The sequence below is a fragment of the Gordonia sp. L191 genome (assembly GCF_030077625.1).
Classification (GTDB): Bacteria; Actinomycetota; Actinomycetes; order Mycobacteriales; family Mycobacteriaceae; genus Gordonia; species Gordonia polyisoprenivorans_A.
Window position 1 is genome coordinate 3795212 of sequence record NZ_CP125996.1, and the last position, 24940, is coordinate 3820151.

Below are 24940 nucleotides of genomic sequence, written 5' to 3' on the forward strand. Positions count from 1 at the left end.
ATGCCGGTGATCGAGCCAGGCGGAGTCGAGCGGCGGCTGGGTCGATCGCGGGTTAGGGGCGAACCGCGCAATACCGTACGGGCATCCGGCAAACATGAGGACACGTGGCACACCGCCGACTGTGACATTGACTGTTGACACAAGCGTGTGGGCACACTTACCGTCAGTGACAACGATTGTTGTCGCATGACGCCGGACGCCACCGGCGTACGACGCCCACCGATCTCGGAGGAGACCGACGATGACCCAGGCTCTCAAGTACGTGCCCGAACACGACAAGTCCGACTCCGACAATGACTACAACCAGGTCCTCGAAGACCTGTCGGCCGCGTCGGTGCACCGCAACTTCGACCCCTACCTCGACATCGACTGGGACGCCCCGGAGATGGCCGTCGTTCCCGACGACCCGCGGTGGATCCTGTCGTACGACGTCGACCCGATCGGGCGCCACCCGTGGTATCAGGCGCTGCCGCAGGACAAGCAGATCGCGATCGGCATGTGGCGCCAGGCCAACGTGGCCAAGGTCGGACTGCAGTTCGAGTCCATCCTGATCCGTGGACTGATGCAGTACAGCTTCGCACTCGACAACGGCGACAAGCGCTTCCGCTACACCACGCACGAATCCAAGGAGGAGTGCAACCACACCCTGATGTTCCAGGAGTTGGTGAACCGCATCGGGATGGATGTTCCCGGCGCCAAGAGGTTTTACCGACGGGTGTCCATGTTCGTTCCACTGGTGTCGACGATCTTCCCGACGGTCTTCTTCTTCGGAGTGCTTGGCGGCGAGGAGCCCATCGATCACCTGCAGAAGGACTTCCTGCGCACCACCGATAGCCTGCACCCGGCAATGGCCGCAGTGATGCAACTACACGTCGCCGAGGAGGCCCGCCACATCTCCTTCGCCCATCACCATCTGCGCGAGACGGTCCCGAAGAAGAACCCGCTGCAGCGATTCGTGCTGTCTTTGATTCTGCCAATCACGATGCGTCTGCTGCTGGGCGCGATCATGGTGCCGCCGCGCAGATTCCGTCGCGAGTTTGACGTCCCGGACTCGGTGATGCGCGAGATCTTCTGGCGGTCACCGGAATCCAAGCGCGTGCGACGCAACGTCTTCGGTGATGTCCGGATGCTCGGCGAACAGTGCGGCCTGATGAATCCGGCTTCCCGGACGCTGTGGCGTGCACTCGGCATATCGGGCCGGTCGTCGCGGTTCCGCAGCGAACCGGTCTACACCGCGCCCTGATCGCCCCGTCCCCTCGGTCGCCGCATCCCCCGTTCGCCGCATCCCCCGGTCGCCGATCACCGGCGTAGCAAGCGTCCGGTCCCTTCCGTCGAAGCAAGAGATCGCCCATCCCATGCCCCATGTAGTCACCCAGGCTTGCTGCGGCGACGCGTCGTGTGTGTACGCGTGCCCGGTGAACTGTATCCATCCGACCCCTGACGAACCCGATTTCGGTATCGCCGAGATGCTCTACATCGACCCCAACACCTGCGTCGATTGCGGAGCCTGCGTCACCGCGTGCCCGGTCGGCGCGATCACGGCGTCGCATCGTCTCACCGACGGCCAGGAGCGGTTCATCGACATCAACGCGTCGATGTACGCCGGCACCGTTTCGGGTGCCGCGGGCTCGCGGATCGGACTGACCGAGGCCCGCTTCCCGGTTGATCCGGGCCGACGGCTGCCGCTCGCGCCGATTAGCCACCCCGACGCGCTCGCCGTGGCCGGCAAGGTGTCGGTCGGCATCGTCGGATCGGGGCCGTCGGCGATGTACGCCGCCGACGATCTGCTGCGGTACCCGCAGGTGAGCATCACGATGTACGAGCGGCTCGACCGGCCGTTCGGACTGGCGCGCTTCGGTGTGGCCCCCGACCACGAGTCCACGCGCTCGGTCATGCGCCTGTTCGACGACATCGCGGGCCATCCGCGTCTGGAGATCCGACTGAACACCGAGATCGGCCGCGACCTCACCCTCGACGAGCTGCGAGCCCGGCACACCGCGGTGATCTGGGCGGGCGGCGCGCCCACCGATCGCCGTCTGCAGATCGCCGGTGCCGACGCCCGTGGCGTGACCAGCGCGACCTCCTTCGTCGGGTGGTACAACGACCATCCCGATTTCGCCGACCTCGACGTCGACCTGTCGTCTCCCGAGGTCGCGATCATCGGCACCGGCAATGTCGCGCTCGATGTCGCGCGCATCCTCGTTCGTGATCCCGACGACCTCGCCGCCACCTCCATCGCACCCCATGCGCTCGCGGCGCTGCGTTCGTCTGCGGTGCGCAGGGTGACGGTCATGGGCCGTCGCGGCGCCGAACACGCGGCGTTCACCCTGCCCGAACTCGTCGGGCTCGTCGACGCCGGCATCCCGGTGACCATCGACGCCGACGAGGTCCCCGACCCGTCGTCGACGACCGATCCGACCGCTAGCGCCAAACTCGAGGTGCTCGGCGAGATCGCCGCCCGCCCGATCCCGACGGTTCCGCACATCCGTTTCGCATTCGGCCGGGCGCCGCGCGAGATCCGTGTCGTCGACGGCCGCGCGACCGGGGTGGTCACCGACCGCCCCGACGGCACCGGCGAGGTCCTCGACGCCGGGCTGGTGTTGACGTCGATCGGGTACCGGGGCCGCCCCGTCCCCGGACTGCCCTTCGATGACGCCGCGGGTGTGGTGCCCCATTCCGGGGGACGCGTCATCGCCGACTCGTCGACCGGCGAGGCGATGCGCGGCATGTACGTCACAGGGTGGATCAAACGTGGGCCGTCGGGGTTCATCGGCACCAACAAGACCGACTCCGCGGAGACGGTCGGGTCACTCGTCGACGACCTCGAAAGCGGCGTGCTCACCCCCGCGGGAGGCTCGCGGCGAGGGATTTTATCCCGACTCGGCCGCACCTGATCCCCACGAATTCGTGGACAGCTCTCACGATTTCGTGGATGGTCTGTCCCGCAAACCGGGAACGGTCACGATTTGGCGTCCTTTGACTCCTGCCTGTGAATCGCCTGCTGCGCAGGGCCCCAGCGCCGAGTAACGTCGTCGGCGCGAATGGGGGTGAGCATGCCCGGAACGATCTCTCGTTTCGACTACATCGACGCGGCACGAACCATAGGCGAGCGATTCGCCGGACTCGTGCGTGACGTCGACACCCCTGATGCGCGCGTCGAGTCCCGGCGAGGATGGTCGCTGGCCGACTGCGTCGGCCACATCGCCTGCGAACCCTCCCGCTACCTCGACCTGGTACACGGGAAAGACGAATGGCCATGTCATCCAAGCTTTTTGGCCGACATCTACGCCAAGCAGATCGCCAACCTCCCCACCCGTGACACGTGCGCGCTGAGCGAGCGCTTCCTCGCCGATCTCAACGACCTGCTCGACACCGTCTCGCACTTCGGGGCCCGCGTGCCGATGATGCGCATCGGCGGCCGTCAGCGCGTGCGCTCGGACACCGCGCTGGGAATCCTCATCGGAGAAATGGCCGTGCGGGGTCGGGACATCGCGCGCGCCGTCGGCGAGCAGTGGGACATCGATCCGGCGATCGCGCCACTGGTGACACGAGGCGGCCATCAACTGCTGCGCCCGTGGGCCGACTCGCATTCTTGCTGCGGCCACAACGCCACCTACGACATCCGCATCCGCCGCACCTCCGAGCGGATCATCTATCGGTTCGTCGACGGCCGTCTGGAGATCGACCCCACCGACCCGCCGCATCCCGATGTCTTCATCAGCATCGACGCGGAGACCGTCGTCCTCGCCGCGCACGGCCGCTTCTCGCCCGGGTCGGCGTTGCTGGGCGGCCGTGCCTTCGCCTGGGGCGCCAAGCCGTGGCTGGCGCTCGGGCTCAACCGGCGACTCGCCGCAGCGCGCAGTCACACGATGACGTCCTGACTTCTACAGCGATTCGCTGACGAGCACCGCCGCGGTGCCCGGCTCGAGCGCGTCGAAGATGTGCTCCACGTCGCCCGGGTAACCGATGTAGTCGCCGGGTGCGAGCTCGACGGGGTTCTCGGTCGGCCCGATCAGTGCCCGGCCGGCGCTGAGCACCACATGCTCGACGACGCCGCGGGCGTGCGGGGCCGACCGTCGCGGCGCACCCGGCTCGGCCCGGATCAGATAGATGTCACGACGTGAACCGGGCGGGGCCGCCGACAGCAGTGTCGTCAGATAGTCGGCGTCGGCGGCCGCGATGACCGGTCCCTCCCCCGCGCGCACCACCTCGACCCTGCGTTCGGGGGCGTCGAGCAGTGCCGAGAACTGGATTCCCAGTGCGGTACTGAGCGCCCACATCGTCTCCACGCTCGGGTTCCCGACGCCGGATTCGAGCTGGGACAAGGTGGACTTGCTGACCCCGGCCTGACGCGCGAGCTCGCCGAGCGACAGGCCCGCGCGGGTGCGCTCGCGCTTGAGTCCGGCGGCGACGAGCTTCTTCGGATCGACGGACGCCGCGGCACCCGCCGACCCGTCGTTCTCTTCATCGAACGATCGTTCTTCTTGACGTACGACAGCCATGTGTTCATCATAGTGGCCATGCGTTCGCCAGACAGTACGACTCTCACGGCCGGGAGGCCTCGCCGGCCATGGCGGGACCTGGACAACGCCACCATCCGCGCCGTCGCGGTGATGTGCCTGTCGGTGATGGTGATCGGCATGTCCTACGGCGTCTCCGGACACAGCGCCGGACTCGCATGGTGGCAACTGGTGATCATCGCGACCGTCGTCCTGGCCGGGTCGTCGGAGTTCGTCTTCGTCGCCGTCCTCGCCGCAGGCGGCGCCCCGCTGCTCGGCGCCGCCGCCGGGCTACTCGTGAACACCCGAAACCTCGGGTACGGCCTGGCCGTCGGTCGCCACCTCGACCGCGGGATTCCGATGCTCGTCGGCGCACACCTCATCAACGACGAGACCGCCGCCCTGGCCACCGCCGAGACCGACCGCAGACGTGGGCGTGCAGTGTTCTTCCTCTGTGGCACAGGCATTCTCGTATGCTGGCCGCTCGGTGCGGCGTTGGGTGCCGCGCTCGGGTCACTCGTCGCCTCTCCCGAGTCGCTCGGGCTCGACGCGGCGTTCCCGGCACTGCTGGCCGCACTGGCACTACCCGCTCTGCGTGATCGGGCGACACTGGCGGCGGCGCTCATCGGTGGCGCCGCGGCACTGGCGGTGACACCGTTCGTGCCGGCCGGGCTGCCCGTGCTCGTCGCACTGGTCGGGGTGCTGGCGACCGTCCGGCATCATTCCCGAAAGCCGGCAACCGTGGCCGCCGACGAATGCCTCGAGGCCGGCGCATCATGAGTCACTCCACCGGAATCATCGTCGGCGTGGCGGTTCTCGCGATCGGCACCTACCTGCTGCGCATCGCCGGCCCGGCGTTGCGTACGCGGATACAGGTGTCGGCGCGCACCGCCGCCCTCCTGGACCGCGCCGCCGTCGTGCTGCTGGTGTCGGTAGCCCTCACCGGAGCCCTGTACTCCGGCCACGAGGTCATCGGGTGGGCCCGTCCTGCCGGAGTGGCCGTCGGAGTCGTTGCCGCACTGTGCAAAGCGCCGATCGTGGTCGTCGTGATACTCGCCGCCGCGAGCGCCGCGGGACTGCGCGCGCTCGGTGTCGCGTGATGCGCGGCTAGAACGCACTTCCCGTGATTGGCGCGGCCCGGTCACAGGGCACCGATTGCGGGTGGGCCGGGTCGAGCGCGTTCAGCACGAAGTACGCCGCCCGGCGCGAACCGGCGAGACCCGCGTGCTCGGTGTAGTCGACGGAACACCCTTGTTGCACAACGATGTTGTGGACGTTCGCACCACCGGGAAGCTGTCCGGACGTGTACGGGACGACGAGTTCGTCGTAGCGGGTGCTGATGTTGGTGTAGGTGATGTTCGGCAGGTACACGCCGCCGGCGCGCAACTTGGTCAGAAACGGTGACGTCGGATCGAATTGGGCGCAGGCCTGACACAGCGGGAATTGCGCATCGGTCAGCCCGAGTCCACGCAGCAAGGGCATCAGCACGGCGGCGCCGCCGACATTGGTTCCCTGCCACAGGGGCGCCAGTGAGACATACTTGTCGATCTTGTTCGCTCCGCCGAGGAATTTGGCGTAGTAGTCCGGGATCACAGTGCCCTGGGAGTGGCCGACGATGTCGACCTTGCGGGCCCCGGTGGCGGCGAGGACCTTGTCGACGAAGGTGGCGAGCTGCGCCGCACCGGACTCCATCGGCTTCATGCCACCCACCGCGCTGACCGGCCACGGCGCTCCGTCGATCACCCCGTAGGTCAGTGCGAAGACGCAGTAACCCTGGTTCTTGAGCAACGGCACATAGGTACCCCAGTTGGTTTGTTGTGAGCCACCCGTGCCGTGCACGAGCACCACCGGCTCCGGATGCGCCGTCGACGGCTTGCACCCGAAGTCATTGGAGCCGGGCAGGGAGCCGCCCGGATGGGCGAGTTCGTCGGGGATGCCGCCCAGAAAGTTGTAGGTCACCGGCAGATCGGCCCGGGCGATTCCGCCACCCGAGCCGATGAGCAGCGTGGCTGCGGCGGCGAGCACACCGATGACGACGACGATCCCCCGGAACCTCATGGAGGCAACCTAGCAAGCGCTTGGGTGACGGGTTCGATGTTTGCCGAAATCGGCGATGGGATCTCCGGGCCGTCGGCTACCGATCCGCGATCAGGTCGGCGAGCGCCTCGGGGACGATGCACAGGGTGTCGGCGATCTTCTGAACCGTCGCCGCGTCATCGATTGCGCCGGTCAGGACGCCGCGCGCCTCGTCGACGTCCACTCCGGACTCGTCGGCGACGGCTTCGAACGTGGGGTCGATGCCGACGTCGCCGAACATCGATTCGAACTTCGCGGGAACGCGAGTTGCAGTCATGGCGAAAGCGTACGCGGCCCCTCCGATGTCAGGTATCGGCGGAAAGTATGAGACCCTGGTTACGGGTCGTCGCATCGACGGCCCAAAGCAACAGGAAGAAGTAGCAGGATGGCACAGGGAACCGTCAAGTGGTTCAACGGCGAAAAGGGCTTCGGCTTCATCGCCCCCGATGAGCAGGGTGAGGACGTCTTCGTCCACTTCTCTGCGATCACCGGGAACGGATATCGCACCCTCGAGGAAGCCCAGCGCGTCGAATTCGACGTCGAGCAGGGCGCCAAAGGACTTCAGGCCACCAACGTGAGCGCTCTGTAAGAGTTCTCGCTTCGGCCTCTCGGCCCCGGCACCGATTCGGTGTCGGGGCCGAGCCGTATCCGGACCCCATCCACCGGCCTGTCGCCTGCCGCTCGCCGTCTGCTGCTGTAGGGTCGAACCCGTAGCCCGCGCACACCGCGCGATCCGGCCGCCCACTCGCCTCGCCCATCACCGACGGCTGATGTGGATCGTCACGCGTGAGAGACCCTCAACGATGACGGATTCTCGCAACTACCCTGACGAACGGCGTCACCCACAGACATCGAGGACCCCGATGGACCACAACCTCTTTTCACATCAGAACGAAAACCCCTCCCAGACAGACGATCTGACACAGAATCCGATGTCTTTCCAGCTCGTGTTCTCCGACACCGCAGAGCGCCGCGCCGCGGATTCCGCACGCGACTCCGGCAGTCGCCGTTCCGGCCGATAGTCAGTCCGCCGACCCGCTCGGCCCCACGTCACCGCAACCACCGGCGGAGAGCCACGGGCTCCCCCGCCGGCGGTCTTCTCCTGCCGCAGAGTCGCCTGCCACACAGTCGTCTGCTGTAGAGTCGGCCCGGTAGCCCGCGCACACCGCGCGAACAGGCCGCACGATCATCTCCTCTCTCAATGGCGTCGCACGACGCCGACGGCTCAGATCGCCGCACAGTCGATGCCACGCGACGCGTCCACCCGCCGATCGGGCCGGTGGCCGACTTCCGCTCTCGCACAACACGTCAGCCCGACCCACTTCACTGCCGACGCGCAGCACCACAGATCGAGGCACTTGTGTCCCCCACCCGAGAAATCTCGGCCCCCCGCAACGAATTCGTGAGTTCTTACACGGAGCTGGCCGCCGAGGTTCGCGCCTCCGGCCTTCTCGACCGTCGCCGCAACTACTATCTGGTCCGCATCGTCGCCACGTCGGCGAGTTTCTTCGCACTCTGGACGGTGGTTCTCCTCCTGGGTGATTCGTGGTGGCAACCGGCACTCGCCGTGCTGCTCGCCGTGGTCAGTACCCAATTCGGTTTCCTCGGGCACGACGGTGCCCATCGCCAGATGTTCGCTTCGGCTGCGGCCAACGAGTGGACGGCTCGCATCGTGGCCGCGGTGGGCGCAGGACTCTCGCTGCACTGGTGGCGCGGCAAACACAATCGGCATCACAAGGCGCCCAACCAGATCGGGACCGATCCCGACATCATCGACGGCCCGATCGCCTTTGTTCCCGACGTCGCGGCGCGGCGGTCGGGCATCGCCGCGTGGCTCACCCGTCGCCAGGGCTGGTTCTTCTTTCCATTGCTGACTCTCGAGGGCGCTGCCCTGCACGTGGCCAGTATCCAAGGACTCGTCACCAAAGCACCTGTGCCGCATCGATTATTGGAGCTGTCACTCATCGTGGCCCGGCTCGGCGTGGCGACCGTCCTGCCATTCGTGGTGATGACGACGGCCCAGGCCGTCGTGTTCGTTCTGCTCCAGATGGCCGTGTTCGGCGTCCTGCTGGGCGGCGCCTTCGCCCCCAACCACAAAGGTATGCCGTTGGTACCCAAGGATGTACGTGTCGATTTTCTGCGCCGGCAGGTACTCATGTCACGCAACATCCGCGGCGGGCGGATGATCGACTTCATGATGGGTGGCCTGAACTATCAGATCGAGCATCACCTCTTCCCCAGCATGCCGCGCCCCAACCTCGCCAAGGTCCGACCGCTGGTGCAGGCGCATTGCGCGCGCCTCTCGGTCACCTACACCGAGACGTCGCTGATCGACTCCTACGCCATCGTCGTCCGATACCTCAACCAGGTCGGGCTCGGCGAACGCGATCCGTTCACCTGCCCCCTGGTTCGTATGTATCGCTGAGGCCCCGCCTCACACGCTCAGACCCGCACGTCACCGACCCCCGGTTTACCGACCCCAAGTTCGCCGACCTCTGGCTCCCCGACCCCGTGCTCGCCGATCTCGGCCGACATCCGGGCCGAGAGGTGGTAATTCATCACCGCCAGGGCGACGAGGCCGACAGCGAGGTTGCTCAGGGCGCCGAACCCCTCGAGCGCAAAGTCGACGAGCGCATTGCTCAGCGTGAAGATCAGTGCGGCGAGTCGCAGCAGACGAAGCGGCCAGGCCTGCTCGGTTCGGCGGCGGGCGATCATTCCCGGTATCGAGAGCAATGCCGTCGCAATGCCACTGATGAACAGAATCCATGCGGCATGCCGGTTTCGACTGAGTTCGAGGTACAGGTGGAGTTCGCCGCTGTCGATGTGTCCGACGAACAGCTGCCACGCCCCGAGCACGGTCGCCCACACCGAGGTGATCACCAACAGGGCGCCGAACACCGTCACCCAGCGGGGACTGCGCGCGAACCCGGGGATCAGCCGCACGGCCCGAGCGCGTAGCGCCACGAGCCGGTCGGGGCCGGTGGCACTGGTGGACAGCAACTCTCGGATCGTGGCGATCTGCGTCGGGTCGCCACCTCGATCAGCGGCATAAGCGAGAAACCACTGCGCCTGTGTCCGTCGACGGGGCGGCAAACCGTGACTCACCCCGTCGGCGGCGATCGACGCGGCGTTCGCCAGCGCCTCGGCCACGGTCGGTTTCGCGAGGTCTCGGACCACCCTGCTGATCAGCAGCACGACCACGACGAGGATGTACATGATCTCCGCCGACGGTCCGTAGAAGTAATCGTTGTTCTTGGTGACGAATTTGCCGACCTCGTCGAGGAACAGCCCGAATCCGATGCCGCCGAGGGCAACCGCAGCAAGGCGAACGGTGGCACCGAGAAACAGCCACCCGACGATGAGCGCGATCATCATCAGCGCTCCACCCCACAGCGCATGCGCGATGTGGAGTGTGCCGCCACCGATCTGCGGATAGCCGGTGAGCAGAAGATAGGCACGCGTGACGAGAATCGTGCCGATGGTGAATATCAGAAACCATTCGACGGTCGTGGTCCCGTAGGCGCTACGGACCACGACCGCCGTTCTCTGGGGCCGTGACATCGTCCGATTATGCTGGCTCGACGTCGGCGCAATGCCGGTTTCGACGGGTTCGCGTCCAGACCTCACCCCCCGCTGGTCCGGCGCATCCATGTCGGTGATGCCCCCTACCGCAACACCACCGACCGGCCCGCCGATCGCGCACTCCGGCATTCGCCATCATGCCCACGGGGAACCTAACCACAGCTCACCGGATTCGGCAAGATAAATAATTCCATCACTTTCGTGAATCACGAAAGTGGGTAGGTCCGACCGTCGAAATCAGCGAGCGGTGGCGATCCCCAGCGACGGGAAGAAGTAGCACGTCGCATTGCCCTTGTTGACGGTGCCGTAGATCGCGGAGAGCACGGTGCCCGAACCGGTGTCGACCAGGCCGCCGCGGACGCCGTTGGAGGGCAGCGCGTTCAGAGCCACCTTGAGCGGCGCGAGTGTGGCGCTGTTGGCCGGAATCCCGGCGTGCTTGGCGAACGCGTTGATGATGACGTCGGAGAGGCTGCCCATCGGCGCCCCCAATCCGCCTTGGAAGGTGTTGACGTTGAACCACGCCACCTGCATTCCGGACTTGTTGCCGGAGTCGTTGAACGTGCCGACCGGGACGAAGCCGTAGAGGATCTCGCCCTTCCGGACGGCATTGATGTCACCGAGCCCACGAACGGTCAAGTCGCCCAAGATCGGCGTATACGGCCCCGCAACCGCTCCGCCGAGCGCCGACGGGAAAGTGAAGTCGGTGCAGGCACCGATGGTCGGGGTGAACGGGGTGATGCCCAGCTTCTTCAGAAGGGTGTTCGCGGCGCCGATTCCGTCGATCACACTCGCCGCGTCCTGCGGGTGTGGGGTGATCGCGTCGAGAGCCTGCTTGGCGGCCAGCGCTTCTCCGGTCGGTGCCGCCGACGCCGCAGGTGCCCCCAGTGCCGAACCCGCGACGAGCGCTACGGACACGGTGGCCGCGGCCACGAGGCTGCGGAAGCTGATCTTCATTGAGTACTCCTCGATCGACGGTTCCCGACGTCGGACGATATCGCAGTCGGTGGGCGATACCGCAGTCGGTGCTCGGCACGGTGGGAATTCTTGTGTTTCACCGAATGGCCCGGTTCGTCCGGTCAACGGATACCGAGCACCGTCGATTCGAGCGCACAATCGACGCAATTGTCGATCGCTTCTTCTTCACGTGCTCTCGGCCCGCGACTTCCTCTGCGCAAAGGAGCTCCACCAGTGACAGCGCCATTCGGTCCACCACCCCCCGCTCCTGTCCCGCCCGGCCGCAAGAAGCGTCCGTTGGCGATCGGGCTGGGGATCATCACGGTCCTGATACTCATGTTGTTCTCGTGCGGGGTCGGATCGGCCATGCACGGCAGCGACAAGGCGGCCGCTCCAGCGACGCGGACCGTGGTCAGTACGGTCACCGCGACGATGACCGAGACCACCACCGCCACCGCCGTCGCGAGCACCACCACGCCGGCGCCCACCACCAGCGAGCAGACGGGCGGTCCGACCGTGGCGCGTGGGCTCATCCCCCAAACCACAACCCCGATCACCACCGATGCACCGGCTGCGCCGACCACCGACGAGGGATCGAGCGTCTACTACAGCAGTTGTGCCCAGGCACGCGCCGCCGGAGCGGCGCCGCTGCACGTGGGAGACCCCGGCTACCGAGCCGGACTCGACCGTGACGGCGACGGCGTGGCCTGCGAATCCTGATCGCGCGCTTGGCTGTTCGCTCGATTTCCGCACCCCTGCGGACCGCCCGTCCACCGGCACCGGATTCTGGTTATGTCTCGCCGATACGAATACAGATTCCACCGATCCGGCACGACACGCCGAGAATCCGTGGTTCGCCACGGCGTGTCTGCGTCAACCATATGTGTATCCGGCTGGGGCCGCCGGCCGCGAGCCCGAATCGACCGAACAGTCAGCCCACGCCGAGTGGCATGGCGAAATTGTTGTCGGACAAGCCTTTTTGGTTCTTCAGCGGCCCCAACCATTGCCGTTGAAGGGCATGATCGGTCCGCGTTCCCCGTCCGCGTTGCGAGGCGAGATCGGCGAGTACCCACCACCCGTCGAGGGGTAGGCGCGTTTCTCGCGTCTCGGGATCAGCTTGCTGAGCCGATCACGCCAGCCTCCGTGCCCGTTTCCGCGTCCCATACAGCCAGGCTACGACCTCTCGCCGTCGCCCGGCCACTGTGTCGATACGACGCGTCGGTTCTCGACGCCGGCAGCAGCGCGGGCCTTGACCATCGACGAGCTGCAGCAGTTGCGGATCCGCATCGCCACCTGGTCGGGCACCAACCAGTACGGACCCAAGCGGGGGATGGATTTCCCCGACCTCGCCGACTGCCTCATCGGGTCCGGTGGGCGCATCTCCGAGGTGCTTGCTTTCCAATGGGAGCACATCCGGTGGGCCACCGACCTTTCACCAGCCATGGTGTACCTCGCGGGTGCGATCAACAAACGCGGCGAATACCAGCCGCGGCCGAAGACCGCCACAAGCCAGCACTGGCTCATCCTGCCCGACTTCATGGTGAGCGCCCTACAGCGACAGAAAGCGCGCGCGACCTCTCCTCGAACGAACTCGGACTGGTATTCCCCTCCCGGGCTGGCGGACCCCGCACCACCGCCAACACCCGGCGTCAGTTCCGCGACGCCCGCAAGTTCGTGGTCCTCAAGAACGGTGAGCCCGACGGACCTGCCGACATGTTCGAATGGGTGACGCCGAAGACCTTCCGCAAGACCGTGGCGACGATCCTCGCCGACGAGATCGGCATGGAGGCCGCAGCCGAGCAGCTGGGCCACACCTCGCCGGAGATCACCCGCCGCCACTACGTGCAGCGCAAGAAGATCACGGGAGATGTCCGTCATGTGCTGGACCGGCTCGCTCCGGTTTCTCGTGGGTATTCCGTGGGTGACACGAAAAACGGCCCCTTCCGGAAGTCGGAAGAGGCCATCTGAACTGCGGTTTCTGTGGGCCTAACAGGACAACAATCGAACCCCGACGACGGCGAGTAGCCAGGGCGATTCACACACAACGACGATCGGCGATGTCAACGGATCGACCAAGAAAACCGGTGATGACCACAAGAAACAGACCACGCCTGGCGCGTCATGACATGGTCTGAAGGAACCGGTCGGAGAGCGCCTCCGTGGATCTCTGTCAAACCCGCCGGCCGGCTTCGACGACCCCTCACGTAGAACGCACCTGCCAGATCGGACGGTCGAGGGACCGCCCCTTGGGGCGCCGACGCCTCAGGGCAGTCGCCAACTCCGCAAGCTCACACCCCGACAAATCGAAGACACCGGTCAGCGAGTACCAAGACGGGGTGTCCGCTCGTGATCTGGCCGCCAAGTACCGCATCCACCGCATGACCGTCACCAGGCTCATCCATCGCAGCGGACACCACACCAGACCGGCTCAATCATTCGATGGAGATCAACTTCAGCTCCTTGCGGACTACCGTCCCGGCAACTCGACCAACGCGCTCAGACGCAAGTACGGCGTCGCGGGTATGCACGGTTGCGCGGTTGCTTACGGACTACCGGAGTCGACCTACGACGACAATAGATAGCGACTCAGTAGCCGAGTTCGTTGTAGGTTTTCACGCTGCCTCGATTGGGTAGATGGAGAGGTGGTGAATGAACCGTCCTGGATCGGATGGAGACCTGGTTTAGGCCACCTCCGCCTCGGAGGCGACGGTGTCACGGTAGCGCGTCTCGTACTCGATGGGTGGGCAGTAGTCCAGAGACGAGTGCAATCGCTCGGTGTTGAACCAGTGGACGTAGGCGGCGGTCTCTCGTTCGACGTGGCCCCGATCGTTCCAGGTGCGGCCGGTGTCGATCAACTCGGTCTTGTAGAGGCCGATCGCCGATTCCATGAGCGCATTGTCGAGAGCATCACCCACCGATCCGATGGAACCGGTGATGTTAGCCTCGGTCAAGGCGGCGGTGAACGCCAACGACGTGTACTGACTTCCCGCATCGCTGTGATGCACCAAACCCGTTGAGGTAAAAGCGAATCCGGATCTCCGTCGAGTGAACAGTGCTTGTTCGACCACACTGGTCACCAACGGTGTGTGCTTGCTGGTCATGACCCGCCATCCGAGGATGCGCCGTGAGAACACATCGACGAGGAACGCCACGTAGACGAACCCGGCCAATGTCCACACGTAGGTGAAGTCGGCGACCCACCACTGATCGGGATGTGTGGGTGTATTCCACTGCCGCTCAACATGATCAGGGAAGCGCGGTGCCGTCTCGTCGCGACGGGTGGTGGTGATGCGATGCGAGCCACGAACCGCGCCGGAGATTCCGCAGATCCCCATCAGCCGGCCGATCTGGTCGCGTCCCATCATGTGACCGGCACGCCACATCGCGTGATACATCTTGCGCACCCCATACACACTGCGGTTCTTCTTAAACTGCTGGTAGACGGCGTGCGCGGCATACGCCTCGGACAGTGTCGCTGCCGAGATCGTGCCCCGCTGTTTGTGGGCGTAGTAGGTGGACGGGGCGATCTGCATTCCGTACTCGGTGAGTACCCGGCAGATCGGATCGACCCCGAACTGGTCGCGGTGAGCGTCGATATACTCGACGATCAACGAAGTCGGCGGTCGATCTCCGCCGCGGCGAAAAACGCCGACGCTGTCTTCAAAATCTCATTGGCTCTGCGTAATTCGGCGTTCTCCCGCCGAAGTTCACGCAATTCCGCGTCATGGGCGGCCACCGTCGTCCCCGATCCGGAGACGATCGGAGTGTCCTTCTCGATCCAGTTGCGTAGCGTCGCCGGATTGATGTCGAGCAACTCCCCGACATGACGACGCGCTCCTGACTTGGACTCGCCGGGCTCGGCAAGCCGATCCCGATACATCCTCACCGCCCGCTCACGGGTCTCCTGGTCGAACTTCCGTGGTGCTCCCATATCCGTATTCTCCTGGTGAGATCACGGTCTCCACCAGACCCAGGACGGTTCAGATATACAGCGACGGTCTCGAGACGGCGTCGCAACTCGCGAGCGCCCACGCACGGCAGCAACGAGCCGCAAACGCCATGGCGAAGTTCGTCAAGCTGACTGGATCGAGAATCCCTATCAACTGTTCGCGGCGGATATTAGTCGTCGGGTGGGCCGCGTATCTGCTTCCACCCGTCGTCATACTTGCGGCCATGTGGGCGAGCAAGTCGGTCCTATCGACTTTCACCCCCGTCGTCCATGCACTCCTCGCCGCGGCGCTGTCGTTCCCCGCCGTCGTCGCTATCCTCGTCGCCGCGTACAACTTTCGGTTCGTTTGGTCGAAGATCGAGATGGTGGGTGGTGCGCTCACAGGCTTCCTGAGTGCGTCAACAGGGCTCTCTCTGGTGGCAACCTCAGCAAGCGTAATTGAAATCGCTTGCGGGCCATGGTGGGTACTATTCCAGCTTACCGCTACCACCGTCCTGACCATCGGCCTCATCCGCTACAACTTCCGAGCTGCTCGCGAAGCCCGACCGAGCTGGCGCAGCGCGATGGCTGTCGGACTACACCGCCGGTTCGCCACGAATTTTGCCCTGGCCGGTTAAGCGTCGACGCATAAGAGGCATGCACGGTTACATGATCGGGAGTGCCGATCATGTAACCGCTCTTGGCTGGGGCCGACCTGTCAGGCGCGAAGCAACTCCAGCGGATCGACACCCAAGAAGTCTGCGAACTTCTCGACGCTCCGCAGCGATAGGTTCCGCTCGCCGCGCTCCACGCTGCCCATGTAGGTGCGGTGCACGCCCATGCGGTCGGCGAAGTCCTCCTGGCTGTAGCCACGTTCCAACCGATACCGGCGCAGATTGCGCCCCACGACCTTCTGCAGCTCGCCTTTCATAACGGGCAGTTACGTTTCCGGTCCGCTACTTGAAGGTCTACAGACTTATAAGTAGCGTCGATGCTCCCAGCGGTTGCTGGAGGAGCGGGAGACGATCATGCCGGTGTCACTGCGCGCCCTCTCAGAGAGCCACATCCCGGCGATCCTGGAAGCCTGCTCCGACTGGGAGGAACTGGCCCAACACGGCCCGCCCTACTGGCGACCACGGAGCCCGGCGGAACTCCGGCGCAAGATTGATGCGACGTCCGGGCCGGCGCCGGCCACCGAGTACAACTTCGTCATGCGCACCGATGGTGGGCGCTTGGTCGGCGAATGCTCGCTACACGCCATCGATTGGCGCAGTCGCGTGGCCCAAGTGGGCATCTGCGTGTGGTCGCCGGAGGATCGCACACACGGCCACGGACGGGGCGCGGTGCAGTCCATGGTCGAGTGGGGCTTCGACCATCTTGGGCTGCACCGGCTCGAGGCCTGGATCGTCGACGGCAACGCCGCGATCTCGCCGCCGAGGGCGACCTGCCGACCAAGATCGTTCGCCAGCGCATCACCAAGCTTCAACAACAACGGGACGAACTTCTGACTCGCCAGAGCGAGCAAGACGTCGACCTCGAAGCAGGTGCCCGTCACATCCGTGCATGCCTCGACGTCCTCGCCAACCCTCGAACGCTGTACACGGCAACCTCCGACGAGGTCCGCCGACAACTCAACCAGGCCATCTTCACACGTCTCTACATCGACGACGACGAAGTCACGAGTCACGAACTCACCGACGCGTTCGACGGCCTGATGAAGGTCCAGAGAGAATGGATGGCCGACACCACCGCCGACCAAACGCAAACCGGCCCTCCCGCAGGAGGACCGGCCGCTGTTGATGCGTCTTGTTTGAGTAAGCCCGCACTTCGCATCTCTGAGGACGACGTTTTGAGTGCGGAACAAATGGTGGAGCTAAGGGGAATCGAACCCCTGACCTACTCGATGCGAACGAGTCGCGCTACCAACTGCGCCATAGCCCCGTGCCGGTCCGGAAACCGATCGTTGACACTCTAGCAGCACAGCCCGCGCACCTCACAAACGCCAGGTCATACCGTGTCGTGACCTCGTGCCGCTACCCTGCATCTCGTGGCCGAGATGACGAATGAGCAGTTGGCAAGAGCGTTGGACGCAGCGATCGCGGTGATCGATCCGCTCCTCGACGTGCTGGCCGAACGGGACCCGCTGGGCTTGAAGGCGCACACCTTCGACGAGGGCGACCATTCCGGGATCGCCGCAGTCCAGCACGCCGTCGCCAAGGCGCTCGACGTCGCCGACTGGCCGGGCACCAAGGGCTGGACGGAACTGTCGATGAAGGATCGAGCCGAATGGTGGATCAGCCGGCTCGGCACTATCAACACGATCGCCGTCGCCTATCCCGGCGCACTGGGCGCGTGGGCCAAGGTGTTGCCCCTGGCAACTCCGTTGGGCTTCGCCAATCAGGCCACGGTCCTCGTCGCGATCGCCCGCGAGTACGGCGTCACCGAGCGCGCGTGGCAGATACGCCTGCTCGCGTCGGTGCTGTGCGACCGCGACCTCCCCGATGACGCTCTCCCGGCATCGGTGACACCGGTCGGCCCGGAGGACGCAACCTCGAAGCGATCGGCCCTGCGTCTGCTGTGGGACATCGCGCAGATCCTGCGCAAGGTCGACGCACAGATGAGTCGGCGCCCCCAGCCGCCCCGGCCGTTCTCGACACTGTCGTGGGTTCCGCTGCTGGGAGCGCCGTCGCTCTACATCGGGGAACGGCTGGCACTGTGCCGCGCGGTCCGATCGGGACGCGAATGGATTGTCGCGCACCCGGAGTCGCTGAATGTCAGCCGGCCGCGGCCTGCCGGAAGTCCTCGTCCTCGCGCATGACGCGACGCCGCTGGAACGGCGGCAGATGGTCGAATACCGGGTCCTCGTCGTCGATCTCGAGGACCACCGCACCACCAGGACGACGTAGCCGCGGCGGCGGCGGGGCGGCAGCGAACTCCGGTGTCTGCATCTCGCGGCGCTCGCGCTCTGCCTCGGCCTTCGCGGCGCGACGTGCGCGGGCGATGCGCTGAGCCCGAATCTGCTCCTCTGCCTTGACGGTTCGCCGCAGGTAGAACAGGTATCCGACGAACAGCACTCCCGTCACCCCGGTGGCGATCCAGCCGTATTGGCCGAACAGCACACCGCAGACGATCGCGGCAATAACCATCGCCGCGAGCGTCAAAGTCACCCGCTGACGCTCTTTGTAGCGCAACACGTCGCCGGTCGCATCGATCGTGTACGCGCTCCGACGACGAGACTTCCTGTCCTGCTTGACCTCCGGAACCGTTTCCTTCGCCGCGGCAGGTGTTGCCTCCCGACGCTTCCGGATACCTTCGAGTTCTTCGTCGACCTCGTCCTCGAGATCTACTTCGTCGTCGTAGTCGTCATCGTCATATTCGTCGTACTCGGAATCCTCGTAGTCACCGCCGAGATCGTCCTCGTACTCGGCGTCCTCGTCGTCATACTCGGCGTCTTCGTCGTAGTCATCGTCGTACTCGGCGTTTTCGTCATCGTCGTACTCGTCGTCGAGTTCGGCGTCCTCGTACTGCGACTCGTCGTCGAGTTCGTCGTCCTCGTCCTCGTCGAGCAGGTCCACCTCGACCTCGACGACATCGACCTCGACACGAGTGATGGTGACCTTCTCGGCCACCGTGTCCTCGGTGTCGTCGACGTCGTCGGTCTCGACGTCACCGGTGAGCACCTCGTCGGCGTCGGAGTGAACCGACGAATCCGCTTGTGCAGTCAAGTCTTCGGCGTCGCCATCGACGGTGTCGTCGTCCTCGGCAACATTGTCCTCGGTGGCATCGTCCTCGGCGTCGAGAACGGCGGTCGCCGAGCGACGAGCGGTCGTGCGTTCGGCGACGTAGCTCGGATCGTGCGGGTGTGCACCGGCCGCGCGCCGCCGCCGGGTGCTGCGGGTTCGGGTGCCACCACGATGGAGGAGACGGGTCGCCTTGGCGACCTCGGTGGTCTTCTTGGTCTGCGGGCGACCCTTGATCACCATCGGCACCAACACGAAGAGCCACACCGCAACGAGGCAGATCCACAGGACGGAGTTCGGCATGGCTCTCCCTTTCTTCACTCTGGTTACACCGGGCCACTCCACAATCTAGGTGCGGACGCGCCGCATCCTGCGCAGACGCGCCGGGGCACACCCGAATCAGTCCAGTTCACATGCACTTCTCAGCGGACGCGCTTGGTCATTCGGCGATGAAGCGCGCGTCGACGGTCACCGACAACTCGATGTCGCGGGATCGCAGGTCGAGCGATGGCGAGCCGCCGTCACCGGCGGGCGCCCCGGCGGCCAGCAGTGCCCGGGGCATCGGCTGGTGGGCATCGAGCATCTCCGGGTCGGCGAGCTGGGTCGGGGTGACCGGCCCGCGCCCGACCGCATCGGCGTAGGCCTGCGCCTTGAGTACGGCGTCCTCGACGGCCGCACGCCGCAACTCCGCCTCATGCCGACGACGGCTCTCCGGGGTGAGCGCCCACCGCACGCCGGCGACGTCGACCCCGGACTCCTGCGCCCACACGTCGATGAACCCGCCCAGCGCGTCGACGTCGGCGAACTCGATGTCGACGCCGATGTTGGTGGAGTACACGAGGTCTCGCAGCTTGCCCTTCGCGTCATAGGGCCGATGGGAATAGACATGCACGGTGTCGCTCGACCACGTCGCCACAGCGTCGGTACCGGCCAGTTCGTCGAGCGTCGCGATCAGACGCGCATGCACCTCGATCGCGTCGCGGTACACCGCTTCCCGTTCACTCCCCGACACCGCCACCCGAAGGTGCACCACTGCCCGCTCCGGCGCGTATTTCCCGTCGGCGTTGCCGCGGACGATGATCTCCAGCTGCGTCATGGCCCGATGCTACGGAACCCGACGCCGTCTACTCATCCATCGCGTCGCACCAGGTCACGCTCGTAGGCGTAGATCACCACGTGAATCCTGTTGCGTAGGTTGAGCTTGGCGAGAATGTTGGCCACGTGCGACTTCACCGTCGTCTCGGAGACGAACAACTCCGACGCGATCTCTCGATTCGACAGTCCACGAGCCACGGCGACGACCACCTGCCGTTCGCGTTCGGTCAGGTCGTCGACGGGAACCGGGTCGGGTGCGGTGCGTGCGGGCGGAGTCGCGGCGTACGCATCGACCAGGGCTCGGGTGATACGCGGGGACATCACCGCGTCACCTCGGGCGACGGCCACGACCGCATCGACCAACTCCGCGCCACGCACGTCTTTCAACAAGAACCCGGCCGCTCCAGCGCGGATGGCGTCGAAGGCGTACTCGTCGACGTCGAAGGTCGTCAACACCAGCACCCGCACCGATGGGTGGTGGGCCACCACCTGCCGGGTCGCCTCGACACCGTTCATCCGGGGCATCCGCACATCCATCAGGATCACGTCGGGAGCGCACGACTCCACGAGCGCTACGGCCTCGTCGCCGTCGGCAGCCTCCCCCACCACCTCGACGCCGTCGGCGGCCTGCAAGACCATCCGCAGCCCGAGCCGGACGAGTTCCTGGTCGTCGACGATGGCCACCCGGATCGTCATCGGTCGGCGCCTGCCGCGACCCGTCGTGTCGGGATGCACGCCCAGACCCGCCAACCACCGCCCACCAGGGGTCCGGACTCCGTGCGACCGCCGTGGAATGCCGCACGCTCGGCAATCCCGGTCAGTCCGAACCCCGGCTCGGCCGAGCCCCCGGGGCTGCGCCCGTCGTCGACGATCTCGACGTCGATCGCGTCGTCGCGGAAGACCAGGTTCACGCGAACCGTGGTCGCGTCAGCGTGTTTTCGCACGTTCGTCAGGGCTTCCTGCACGATGCGATACACGGTCAGTCCCTCGGGCGCGGATACATCGGTCGCGGTTCCCTCGACGATGAACTCGATGTCGACTCCGGTGCGCCGACACTCATCCACCAGGGTCTCGACGTCGTCGACACCGGGTTGCGGTCGGCGCGGCAGCTCGTCGGCACGCATTACCCGGACGAGGTCGCGCATGTCGTCGAGCGCCTCGCGCCCGGTGTCGGCGACGCGCCTCATCGCATCCTGCGTGGCGGCGGGGTCGCGATCCCCGGTGGCCAGCGCTCCCTCGGTCAGCGTGACCATCACCGAGAGACCGTGTGCCACCACGTCATGCATCTCCCGAGCGATCTGCTGCCGGTGGCGCGCGGCCGCGAGCAGTTCGGTCTGATGCCGTTCATGCTCTCGTCGTCGGGCACCGTCGGCGGCGGCCAGGATCGCATTGCGGCGGTTACGCACCGCGATCCCGGCGCACACCGCGGCGATCAACGGCCCGGTCAACAGCACAAGGGATTCGACGCGGTCACCACTTGCCTGCCAACGCAGCACCGCCAACACCGCACCCACCTCGACGACGGCGGCCGCGGCCCAGGCCGTGCGCGCCGGATACGCCGCCGCCACCGTGTACACAGCGATCAGCAGAGCGATGTCGGCCACCAGCCGAAGGTCGAGGGCCCATTGCACGAAAGCGACGAGTGCGAGCACCGCGAACACCGTCACCGGAAGACGACGCCGCACCAACAGCGGGAGCGCCAGCAGCACACTCACGAGCAGCGCGGCCCCCGGATGAGCAGCAGTCGGGCCGCCACGCTGACTCAATTGGATTGCGGCACAGGCCAGCACAACCGCTACGGGAACGATCGCCGACGCCGCCGGCGACGTCGCACCGATACGTAACCACCGGCCGATGCGCGTGGCAAGCGAGCCGTCGAATGCCGCGGCACCCGGAGCGGCGTCGGTCATCCACCACACGCGCCAGCGACGCGCGGTCTCGGCAATCTGGGTCGGCATCGGAGCCAACTGTAGACCCCGAGTCCGCAGGAGGCGTCCTCCTCGCGAACGGTTCCGAACTCGTCCGCGGGGAGGACCCACACATCGTTCCCACTGCCGATGTGCCGCACCTGCCGATGGGCCCACCATGGTGCGGTCCCCGATCACCGAACGAAAGTCATTGCCCGTCATGCACACTCATCGCGACCACCCGACTCCGACGACGAGCACCGCCCGGATCGTCGCCCTCGGCGTGCTGACCGCCGTGCTCGCTGCGGCGACGATGCTGGCCCCCTGGTTGCTCGTCGGCTCCGGCCCCGACGCCATGGCAACGGCATTCGGCTCGGCGTTCGCCCATTTCTGGACGAGCGGATCGGGCGCACCACCCGCCGATCTGACGGCTCTTGTCGACGGCTGGCGGCGCTTTCACATCGCGAAAGCCGTGATCGGCCTGGCGTTACTCGTCGTCGCATGTCGACTGACCATCGCCCTCTACCGGGGAACCAGCGAGCCCACGCGCCGCCGTCCCTTGCGGGCGCTACCGGCCGCTGCCGTCGCCGCGATCGCTCTCGTCATCGTGGCAGCGAACATCCAGGGCGCGATCGCACCGTTGTCCTCACTACTGCCCTTCCTCTCCGGCAGCGGTGACCCGACGATCCTCGCGATCGCTGGTCGGGTTCACGCCGAAGTCGTTGCACCCGTCGGCGGCGAGTTCTCCGCACCGTTGCAGGTTCTCGTCGACGACTTCGCCCGGTACCACACGGCATTCGCGGTGATCGCCGGCGTGCTCACCGTCGGTGTTCTCGGCGCGACCGGCGTCGCTCTTCGTGCCGCGGCGATTGCACCCCGCGGCGCCCGGACACGACCGCTCGCCTGCGCCGCCGCATTGGCGCTCGTCGCGCTGGCCACCGGGGTGGTCTGCGCCGCCAATATCAGCTCGGCCGCCGAGTCGGCACAGGCGCTGGCAGTGTTCTTCGGTGGCTGAGTTCTTCGGTGGATACGGGCGCCCGTCGACCCTTGCCCGCGGCAAATCGGCTACAGAAACGCCGCCCGCCCCGACCGCACGAGGGTTTCGGTGGCGCTGCCGGTGATCTCCTCGGCGGTGAGTGCGTAGAGGAAATGATCACGCCAGCGTTTGTTGACGTCCATATACCGCTCAAGCAGCCCCTCGCGTCGGAACCCGATCTTGCTCAACACCGCTTGGGAGGCAACGTTGTCCGGTTGGACGGTCGCGTCGAGCCGGTGCAACCCGACCGGACCGAAGCAGTGGTCGACGCCGAGCGCGACGGCCACGGTGGTGATGCCCTGCCCGGCGTGGCCGGCGTCGATCCAGTAGCCGATCCATGCGGTGCGCACCGCACCGCGTTGGATGTTGCCGACGGTGAGCTGGCCGATGTAGACACCGTCGAGTTCGATCACGAACGGCAACAACGTCCCTCGCTTGGCCTCGGATTTCAGCACCGCGAACAGCGGCGGCCAGGACGAGACCTGATGACGCGACGCCCACGATCCGACGCCCGTCGGTTCCCACGGCATCAACGAGTTCTGGTTGCGGATGCGCAGCTCGCTCCAGTCCTTGGCGTCTCGCAACTTCACCGGCCGTATCGTCACCGCGCCCGCCTTGGTCCCCAGAGGTCCCAGCGTCGCCGGCCACCCCGGACTGACCGGCTCACCACTCAGCCACCTGAACACATCTGGGAGTCTATGCGGTGACCATCACCCGGCGCGGAGGTAACCGGCACGCGCGCCGACTCGTCGGCGTCAGCCGCGTTGGGCGAGGAAGGCGACCTCCACCTCGTCGCCGATCCCGAGTTCCTCGACGTCGGACTCGACGATGATCAGACAGTTGGCCTCGGCGAGTTCGGCGAGCAGATGACTCGATCCGGTCGGTGACGCCCCGAGTACCTGCACGAGGTATTCACCGGAACGTTCGTCGCGCATCAGTTGTCCGCGCAGATATCCCTTGCGGCCCTTGACCGACGCGATCGGACCGATGGTGCGTGCCTTGATGACTCGGCGCATCGGTTGCCGTTTGCCCAGCGCGATGCGGATCAGCGGACGCACCATCACCTCGAACGAGACCAGGGCGCTGACCGGATTGGACGGCAGCAAGAAGGTGGGCACCTCGTCGCGGCCGAGCCGGCCGAAGCCCTGCACCGAGCCCGGGTGCATCGCCACCCGCACGATCTCGAGATCTCCGAGATCACTGAGCGCATCGACGACCGCGCCGCCCGCCTGTCCGCCGATCGCACCGCAGATCACCACGATCTCCGACCGAATGAGTTGCGCTTCAACGACTTCCCGCATGCGTGAGCTGTCGCGTTCGGCGATGCCCACTCGGTTGACGTCGGCGCCGGCATCACGGGCGGCCGCGGCGAGGGCGTAGCTGTTGACGTCGTAGATCTGTCCGGGTCCGGGAGTGCGGTCGATGTCGACGAGTTCGGAGCCGATGGAGATGACCGACAGTCGCGGACGCGGGTGCACCATGACGCGCGCATGCCCGACGGCGGCGAGCAGACCCACCTGCGCCGACCCGATGATCGACCCGGCACGGACGGCGACGTCGCCGGGCTGTACGTCGTCGCCGACGCGTCGCACGTAGTCGCCGCTCTCGACGCCGTGGCCCACCTTGACCTTCGACTCACCGCCATCGGTCCACCGCAGCGGCACCACCGCGTCGGCGAGAGTGGGCATGGGAGCACCGGTTTCGACGCGCACTGCCTGCCGCGGTTGCAGACGGGTCGGGGTGCGAGCGCCGGGTGAGACCTCCCCGACAACCGGCAACGACACGATCATCGGTTCGTTCGCCTCGAGATCGACGAGGTCGGCACCGCCGGCGTCGAACTCGTCGAGATCCTCGGGTGCGGGCACCCCGGCGAGTGCCACGTCGACCGCGCGTACCGCATATCCGTCGACGGCGGCCTGGTCGAAGCCGGGCATGGGATGTTCGGTGACGACCTCTTCGGCGCACATCAAACCCTGGGCCTCGGAGATGGCCACACGCACCGGCCGCGGCGCGACCGCCGCGGCCGTCACCAACGACAGATGATCCTCAACCGAACGCATCTCACCTCACTCCGCCGGCGGCCCGTGCGCACTCTCATCGGCCGGGGTACCTGCCGGTCGACC

Annotated in this window: 28 protein-coding genes, 1 tRNA gene and 1 other annotated feature; of the genes, 14 read left to right on the plus strand and 15 right to left on the minus strand. The window is 66.1% G+C overall.

Going from position 1 to position 24940, the window contains the following annotated elements:
• Positions 1-241 precede the first annotated feature (241 nt).
• The 3 genes from QNM97_RS17170 (at position 242) to QNM97_RS17180 (ending at position 3881) form a co-directional block, all read left to right on the plus strand.
• On the plus strand, positions 242-1243 hold the full coding sequence (locus QNM97_RS17170; RefSeq protein ID WP_283819537.1) for an AurF N-oxygenase family protein: 1002 nt from the start codon (positions 242-244) through the stop codon (positions 1241-1243).
• Between the two features lie 112 nt (positions 1244-1355).
• Entirely contained in the window at positions 1356-2894 is a 1539-nt protein-coding gene (locus tag QNM97_RS17175; protein ID WP_283819538.1) for a 4Fe-4S binding protein, read from the plus strand.
• Positions 2895-3053: 159 nt separating this feature from the next.
• Positions 3054-3881 (plus strand): maleylpyruvate isomerase N-terminal domain-containing protein, encoded by an 828-nt coding sequence (locus QNM97_RS17180; protein ID WP_283819539.1) that lies wholly within the window; start codon positions 3054-3056, stop codon positions 3879-3881.
• A 3-nt stretch (positions 3882-3884) separates the two neighbouring features.
• Here the strand turns inward: QNM97_RS17180 and QNM97_RS17185 are convergent, their stop codons facing one another.
• Positions 3885-4502 carry a helix-turn-helix domain-containing protein gene (locus tag QNM97_RS17185; RefSeq protein ID WP_283819540.1) on the minus strand — a complete coding sequence of 206 codons (618 nt, stop codon included), beginning with the start codon at positions 4500-4502 and terminating at the stop codon, positions 3885-3887.
• An 18-nt stretch (positions 4503-4520) separates the two neighbouring features.
• Here QNM97_RS17185 and QNM97_RS17190 point away from each other — a divergent pair, with 18 nt between their 5' ends.
• Together QNM97_RS17190 and QNM97_RS17195 are read left to right on the plus strand one after the other, a co-directional pair.
• Positions 4521-5279 (plus strand): AzlC family ABC transporter permease, encoded by a 759-nt coding sequence (locus tag QNM97_RS17190; RefSeq protein WP_283819541.1) that lies wholly within the window; start codon positions 4521-4523, stop codon positions 5277-5279.
• The gene (locus tag QNM97_RS17195) at positions 5276-5599 is read left to right on the plus strand and encodes an AzlD domain-containing protein (RefSeq protein ID WP_283819542.1); all 324 of its coding nucleotides are present in this window, start codon (positions 5276-5278) and stop codon (positions 5597-5599) included. The genes QNM97_RS17190 and QNM97_RS17195 overlap by 4 nt, the downstream gene beginning before the upstream one ends.
• Before the next feature lie 7 nt (positions 5600-5606).
• Here QNM97_RS17195 and QNM97_RS17200 read toward each other — a convergent pair whose 3' ends face one another.
• Positions 5607-6557 (minus strand): esterase/lipase family protein, encoded by a 951-nt coding sequence (locus tag QNM97_RS17200; protein ID WP_283819543.1) that lies wholly within the window; start codon positions 6555-6557, stop codon positions 5607-5609.
• Between the two features lie 76 nt (positions 6558-6633).
• Complete coding sequence (locus QNM97_RS17205; protein ID WP_208794934.1) at positions 6634-6852, minus strand: hypothetical protein; 219 nt, start codon at positions 6850-6852, stop codon at positions 6634-6636.
• A 108-nt stretch (positions 6853-6960) separates the two neighbouring features.
• Between QNM97_RS17205 and QNM97_RS17210 the strand changes: the two genes are divergently transcribed.
• Positions 6961-7164 (plus strand): cold-shock protein, encoded by a 204-nt coding sequence (locus tag QNM97_RS17210; protein WP_006369600.1) that lies wholly within the window; start codon positions 6961-6963, stop codon positions 7162-7164.
• Between the two features lie 771 nt (positions 7165-7935).
• Entirely contained in the window at positions 7936-9000 is a 1065-nt protein-coding gene (locus QNM97_RS17215) for a fatty acid desaturase family protein (protein ID WP_283819544.1), read from the plus strand.
• A 17-nt stretch (positions 9001-9017) separates the two neighbouring features.
• Here QNM97_RS17215 and QNM97_RS17220 read toward each other — a convergent pair whose 3' ends face one another.
• Positions 9018-10136 carry a hypothetical protein gene (locus tag QNM97_RS17220; RefSeq protein ID WP_283819545.1) on the minus strand — a complete coding sequence of 373 codons (1119 nt, stop codon included), beginning with the start codon at positions 10134-10136 and terminating at the stop codon, positions 9018-9020.
• Positions 10137-10394: 258 nt separating this feature from the next.
• Positions 10395-11111: a hypothetical protein gene (locus QNM97_RS17225; protein WP_283819546.1), complete on the minus strand. Its 717-nt coding sequence runs from the start codon at positions 11109-11111 to the stop codon at positions 10395-10397.
• Positions 11112-11345: 234 nt separating this feature from the next.
• On the opposite strand from QNM97_RS17225, the gene QNM97_RS17230 reads away from it, so the two are divergent.
• Positions 11346-11831: an excalibur calcium-binding domain-containing protein gene (locus QNM97_RS17230; protein ID WP_283819547.1), complete on the plus strand. Its 486-nt coding sequence runs from the start codon at positions 11346-11348 to the stop codon at positions 11829-11831.
• A gap of 267 nt (positions 11832-12098) precedes the next feature.
• Here the strand turns inward: QNM97_RS17230 and QNM97_RS17235 are convergent, their stop codons facing one another.
• Positions 12099-12275 (minus strand): hypothetical protein, encoded by a 177-nt coding sequence (locus QNM97_RS17235; RefSeq protein ID WP_283819548.1) that lies wholly within the window; start codon positions 12273-12275, stop codon positions 12099-12101.
• 85 nt (positions 12276-12360) lie between these two features.
• On the opposite strand from QNM97_RS17235, the gene QNM97_RS17240 reads away from it, so the two are divergent.
• Positions 12361-12840, plus strand: a complete 480-nt coding sequence (locus QNM97_RS17240; protein ID WP_283819549.1) for a hypothetical protein — start codon at positions 12361-12363, stop codon at positions 12838-12840.
• Positions 12825-13079, plus strand: coding sequence for a site-specific integrase (locus QNM97_RS17245; RefSeq protein ID WP_283819550.1), 255 nt, complete (start codon positions 12825-12827; stop codon positions 13077-13079). Before QNM97_RS17240 ends, QNM97_RS17245 begins: the two co-directional genes overlap by 16 nt.
• 713 nt (positions 13080-13792) lie before the next feature.
• Here QNM97_RS17245 and QNM97_RS17250 read toward each other — a convergent pair.
• Positions 13793-15042 (minus strand): IS3 family transposase gene (locus QNM97_RS17250; RefSeq protein WP_283819551.1). Its coding sequence is split into 2 segments (ribosomal slippage): positions 13793-14751 and positions 14751-15042, totalling 1251 coding nucleotides; the frame shifts between segments, so codons are not numbered across the junction.
• Positions 14630-14761: a sequence feature (AL1L pseudoknot), on the minus strand. Its footprint overlaps the gene before it by 132 nt.
• Before the next feature lie 128 nt (positions 15043-15170).
• On the opposite strand from QNM97_RS17250, the gene QNM97_RS17255 reads away from it, so the two are divergent.
• On the plus strand, positions 15171-15677 hold the full coding sequence (locus QNM97_RS17255) for a hypothetical protein (protein WP_283819552.1): 507 nt from the start codon (positions 15171-15173) through the stop codon (positions 15675-15677).
• A gap of 80 nt (positions 15678-15757) precedes the next feature.
• On the opposite strand, the gene QNM97_RS17260 is transcribed toward QNM97_RS17255, so the two are convergent.
• On the minus strand, positions 15758-15970 hold the full coding sequence (locus tag QNM97_RS17260) for a helix-turn-helix domain-containing protein (protein WP_283819553.1): 213 nt from the start codon (positions 15968-15970) through the stop codon (positions 15758-15760).
• A gap of 97 nt (positions 15971-16067) precedes the next feature.
• On the opposite strand from QNM97_RS17260, the gene QNM97_RS17265 reads away from it, so the two are divergent.
• Positions 16068-16547, plus strand: coding sequence for a GNAT family N-acetyltransferase (locus QNM97_RS17265; protein ID WP_283819554.1), 480 nt, complete (start codon positions 16068-16070; stop codon positions 16545-16547).
• 357 nt (positions 16548-16904) lie between these two features.
• Here the strand turns inward: QNM97_RS17265 and QNM97_RS17270 are convergent.
• Positions 16905-16980 (minus strand) — tRNA-Ala (locus tag QNM97_RS17270).
• Between the two features lie 106 nt (positions 16981-17086).
• Between QNM97_RS17270 and QNM97_RS17275 the strand changes: the two genes are divergently transcribed.
• Positions 17087-17857, plus strand: a complete 771-nt coding sequence (locus tag QNM97_RS17275; protein ID WP_283819555.1) for a hypothetical protein — start codon at positions 17087-17089, stop codon at positions 17855-17857.
• On the opposite strand, the gene sepX is transcribed toward QNM97_RS17275, so the two are convergent.
• The 4 genes from sepX to QNM97_RS17295 form a co-directional block, all read right to left on the minus strand.
• Complete coding sequence (gene sepX / locus QNM97_RS17280; protein ID WP_283819556.1) at positions 17814-19082, minus strand: divisome protein SepX/GlpR; 1269 nt, start codon at positions 19080-19082, stop codon at positions 17814-17816. The genes QNM97_RS17275 and sepX overlap by 44 nt on opposite strands.
• 136 nt (positions 19083-19218) lie before the next feature.
• On the minus strand, positions 19219-19875 hold the full coding sequence (locus QNM97_RS17285) for an SIMPL domain-containing protein (protein WP_283819557.1): 657 nt from the start codon (positions 19873-19875) through the stop codon (positions 19219-19221).
• Between the two features lie 32 nt (positions 19876-19907).
• The gene (locus QNM97_RS17290; RefSeq protein WP_283819558.1) at positions 19908-20570 is read right to left on the minus strand and encodes a response regulator; all 663 of its coding nucleotides are present in this window, start codon (positions 20568-20570) and stop codon (positions 19908-19910) included.
• Positions 20567-21832 carry a sensor histidine kinase gene (locus QNM97_RS17295; protein ID WP_283819559.1) on the minus strand — a complete coding sequence of 422 codons (1266 nt, stop codon included), beginning with the start codon at positions 21830-21832 and terminating at the stop codon, positions 20567-20569. Before QNM97_RS17295 ends, QNM97_RS17290 begins: the two co-directional genes overlap by 4 nt.
• Before the next feature lie 169 nt (positions 21833-22001).
• Between QNM97_RS17295 and QNM97_RS17300 the strand changes: the two genes are divergently transcribed.
• Positions 22002-22796: a hypothetical protein gene (locus QNM97_RS17300; RefSeq protein WP_283819560.1), complete on the plus strand. Its 795-nt coding sequence runs from the start codon at positions 22002-22004 to the stop codon at positions 22794-22796.
• Between the two features lie 50 nt (positions 22797-22846).
• On the opposite strand, the gene QNM97_RS17305 is transcribed toward QNM97_RS17300, so the two are convergent.
• Together QNM97_RS17305 and glp are read right to left on the minus strand one after the other, a co-directional pair.
• Positions 22847-23503: a GNAT family N-acetyltransferase gene (locus tag QNM97_RS17305; RefSeq protein WP_283819561.1), complete on the minus strand. Its 657-nt coding sequence runs from the start codon at positions 23501-23503 to the stop codon at positions 22847-22849.
• Between the two features lie 69 nt (positions 23504-23572).
• Positions 23573-24877 (minus strand): molybdotransferase-like divisome protein Glp, encoded by a 1305-nt coding sequence (gene glp, locus QNM97_RS17310; protein ID WP_283819562.1) that lies wholly within the window; start codon positions 24875-24877, stop codon positions 23573-23575.
• Positions 24878-24940: the final 63 nt, after the last annotated feature.